Annotated in this window: 3 protein-coding genes; all 3 read right to left on the bottom strand. The window is 55.3% G+C overall.

From position 1 onward, the window contains the following. Positions 1-605, bottom strand: a 605-nt coding sequence (locus CPT76_RS35485; RefSeq protein ID WP_146116549.1) for a TOMM precursor leader peptide-binding protein, incomplete at its 3' end; no start/stop codon positions are given. Continuing rightward, positions 602-2,560, bottom strand: a complete 1,959-nt coding sequence (locus CPT76_RS35480) for a putative thiazole-containing bacteriocin maturation protein (protein ID WP_105446224.1) — start codon at positions 2,558-2,560, stop codon at positions 602-604. The genes CPT76_RS35480 and CPT76_RS35485, both read right to left, overlap by 4 nt. A 230-nt stretch (positions 2,561-2,790) precedes the next feature. Then, the gene (locus tag CPT76_RS36890) at positions 2,791-3,042 is read right to left on the bottom strand and encodes a heterocycloanthracin/sonorensin family bacteriocin (protein WP_146116548.1); all 252 of its coding nucleotides are present in this window, start codon (positions 3,040-3,042) and stop codon (positions 2,791-2,793) included. Positions 3,043-3,417: the final 375 nt, after the last annotated feature.

Genomic DNA, 3,417 nt, shown 5'->3' with positions numbered 1-3,417 from the left:
AGCTCAATGCGAGCCGTCCCCTCATCGTCTTCCGGCAATCGGCCGCAGGTCGGACATAGCGGATCGGGCAGAAAGAAGTGCGACGAGCTGTTCATCGTACGCAGATCGATCAAGTATATCCGGCTTTCCGTCTCCGGCTCTCCACCCTCCAGCACCTTCACGGCTTCTGCCGCAACAAGGCGCGCCATCTGCAACAATCCCGTGCGAGATGCCCAAGCGTCCCGGCCGATCCCCCCTTGCGATGCCAGCATCTGCTGTAGGCCCCACGATTCCCTGCGATCACTTCCCGCCAGCAGGAACCGGGTATCCGCGCATTGCGAGCATCCTTGCCCCTCCGGACGAACCAACGGACCGACAATCCCTTCTCCGAATGCAACAAAGCCGCGAAGCCAGGGTGTTCCCGACTGTCGGAACCGTTCCTCCGCCGCAAGATGAACAGAAGGATCCCAAGCATCGTTCAGCACCAGCGCCAAGTCTCCCGTTGCCGCCTCTCCGGAATCCATGCTCTCCTGCCGGAACAGCCGATAGCGGCCATCGGCAGACAATTGCTTGATTACCAAATCCGCGAGCTGTCCTTCCCCGATGACCGTCACGATTGCGCTCAATGCGTCTCCTCCTCTCTCAGCGACACGCCAAACACCCCTGCCAGTTCTTCTTTCATAAACGGTTCTATCGATAAGTCAACGACCGCGATCCGCTTATGGTTCGATTGCAGGATCTGCCTGACAGACTGCAGCATGATGCCGGATTCCGAATCATCGAAACCCGGGATCGTCAGGCTCTGCGGTAAGACATCTTCAACCTTGACCGAAGAACGCTCCAGGATTTGGCCTTGAATGTCCGCCGCATCATTTTGAGTTTTCATCAGCGCCTGTCGGAGTGCTTCACGCAGCGCCATTGTGCGGTTGACTCCGACTCCGCCGAACCAGTACCCGTTCGTACCGACCCAGACGACCGGGAAACCCGACGCTTCTTGACCCAATCCGATTACCGGGGCTTCCTGCATCGTAGATAATGCGCGCAAATAATAGCGGCAAATATCGTCCTCAACTCCGCTTAGCTTGATTGGATAAACGGAGGGCTCGCTGGATTCGGAACGACTTCTCAGCTCCTCGAAGAGACATTTCCGCAGTCCGCGGAAGACCGCTTCTGCTACGGTCTCTCCTGCTCCGATCCCTACATATCCATGCGGCTGCGAGTCGATCGGGCTGGCGGAATCCGGCTGCGCAGGTCTGGCTGTCTTCAGAACCCCGGCCAGTCGCGACACGTACGCCTCGATGCCGGCCAAGCCCGCTTCCTTCCTAGCCTCATGATGCGTCATTCCAGAACAGACGATCAGCGGCAGCAGATCAGCGGGGCCTTCCGACAGCGGGTCGACAGCCTGAACGCGACACTGGGAGAGCGGAAGCTGCTTCGAGTCCCCTTCCTCCCACAAGTGAAGAATGCCGGTCTCCGCCGAAGTCAAGCGATGGAAATAGGAGAAGAGACGTTCCGCATTCTGCCTCTCTGTTCGCTGATCGATTGAATGGTCGAACGGATCCGTAGGCTCGGCCGGACGAAGACCCCTTACCAGCGGATGGGGAAGTAGCGAATGCCACCCGCCTTCTAATGTTTCCGGATTCAGCAGGAACAGTTTTCCGTTCAACTCAGAAACTGGCACGCCCGAAACGGCCTTGAACCATTCGAATACGACCACATTCGCGAGCATGGCTTCCGACGTAGTAGAGACGGGGGTCGGCCGATCTGCATCGCCAAGAGCGGTTCGGTGAATCCTGCGCCATGCCGATTCGAAGCAGACGTCCGAATCCGGGTGCACCAACGGTCCTGCTATGCCCACCTGCCGCAAGTAGATGGCAGGCAGCAGCAGCTTCTTCGCGTCCCTGCAGGCCGCATGAAGCGCTCTAAGCTCTCCGGGATCGTCATCCTGAGCAACGTAGAGAACGGAATCCGCCTGCCGCACGACCTCAGACCAATCGAGGAAGCCGTCATTCGACGGAAAGATCTCCTTGACTTCAATCTCGGAGTCCGTGAGACGCGCGGCCGCTGTCAGCTCTGAGATCCGCTGGCGATCCGTGGTCGCCGGGTTCAGGATCAACATACGAAACCGGGGCAACCCAGATTCCAACAAAGCCGCAACGAGCGAGACAAAGATCGGGCCGGAACCAACCACAATCGGATTAGCCTCGCGATAGGTTTGAAAGCGGTAAGCGCCCTCCCCCGCCAAGCTGTCCAGAAATTCGATCTGTGCGTCATATTTCCGTACTACCGCTTCCGCAAGACTGTGTGGGCGGTCTTGGCTGGAATCCCGGACAAAGCCGTTATTCAGCAGTACTTCCACGATTTCATAAACCCGTACCTTGTACGGTTCCGGCAGCCCGTCCGTCAGATCCGCCATGGAATAATCCCCGCTCAGCATCGGCATCAATTTTTCGATCCACTGGTCGACCATGTCGCCTTCCATTCGGAACGAACCCGTATTGTTGCGAAAATAGACGCCTCCATTCGAATCGGGGAGAAAGAACGTATCCCCTTTCACTTTCAGACGCATAGAAGGGTTCAAGTTTTTATTCCTCCTTAAGGTTTTGCCGGAGGCAAAACCGCTTCGTAAGTAAAAGACTAAGCTTTTGCCGGTGATAACCGCATTGCACACACCTTCGGTTTTCCCTCATTTTCAAGTTATGTAGAGCGTTTTGTCCGTCATGCCTAAAACAAAAAGGAGCAAGCCCCTGCAAGACGCGATATCTGCAGGGGCATACCGTTTTGCGGATCGCCAAGCGAGCTTGTTGGAACTCAACGGCAGCGGGCGCAGCCTCCGCAACGTGCGCAGCCTCCGCAGCCTCCGCAATTGAAGCAGCTACTGCAGCGGAAACAGTTACCGCATGAACAAAACCCGCCGCATGCGCCGGCGCAAAAAAAGCAAACACCAACACATAAGCGGGAATCCCCCGGACAGTTCTGATATTGCGCCGACGTAGGGGTCATCCCCGACGTATTGAATTGGCCGACATTCAAGTTTTGCAGACCTTTCTGGAATTCGTTCATTTAATACCCTCCGTATCATTCATTTCACTGTCCCTGCACGGGACAATCGTTATACGAGAATGTTTGGATCTGGATCCGAACCGGCATACAAAGCCCATCCGCCCTTCTCGACAAAATAATTTATGAAATTGGATCCGCTAGTGTTCCTATGACATTTGCCTACGAAAAAATGGTTACGGCAAGATACTAATGATAACCCCGAACTCTACCATGAGTTTTCGGGATTTCGATCCTTCGGACTGCCTTCTCGAAGTCCCCCGCGTGGATTCACTACTATAAGCAAAACTGCCCGTTAGTTAAATCTGAAACATGCAGTAATGTCCCGTTCATGCAAGGTGTTGTATTAAGCTAACGGAAAATCGAGGCACCAAAAAA

The organism is Paenibacillus sp. AR247 (genome assembly GCF_002968895.1).
GTDB lineage: Bacteria > Bacillota > Bacilli > Paenibacillales > Paenibacillaceae > Paenibacillus_AQ > Paenibacillus_AQ favisporus.
The sequence above is the reverse complement of the archived record's forward strand: the minus strand, read 5'-3'. Positions and strand labels throughout refer to the sequence as shown.

Excerpts from the sequence above, each read along its gene's own strand:
- CPT76_RS36890 (WP_146116548.1), bottom strand. The coding sequence starts at position 3,042 with ATGAACGAATTCCAGAAAGGTCTGCAAAACTTGAATGTCGGCCAATTC.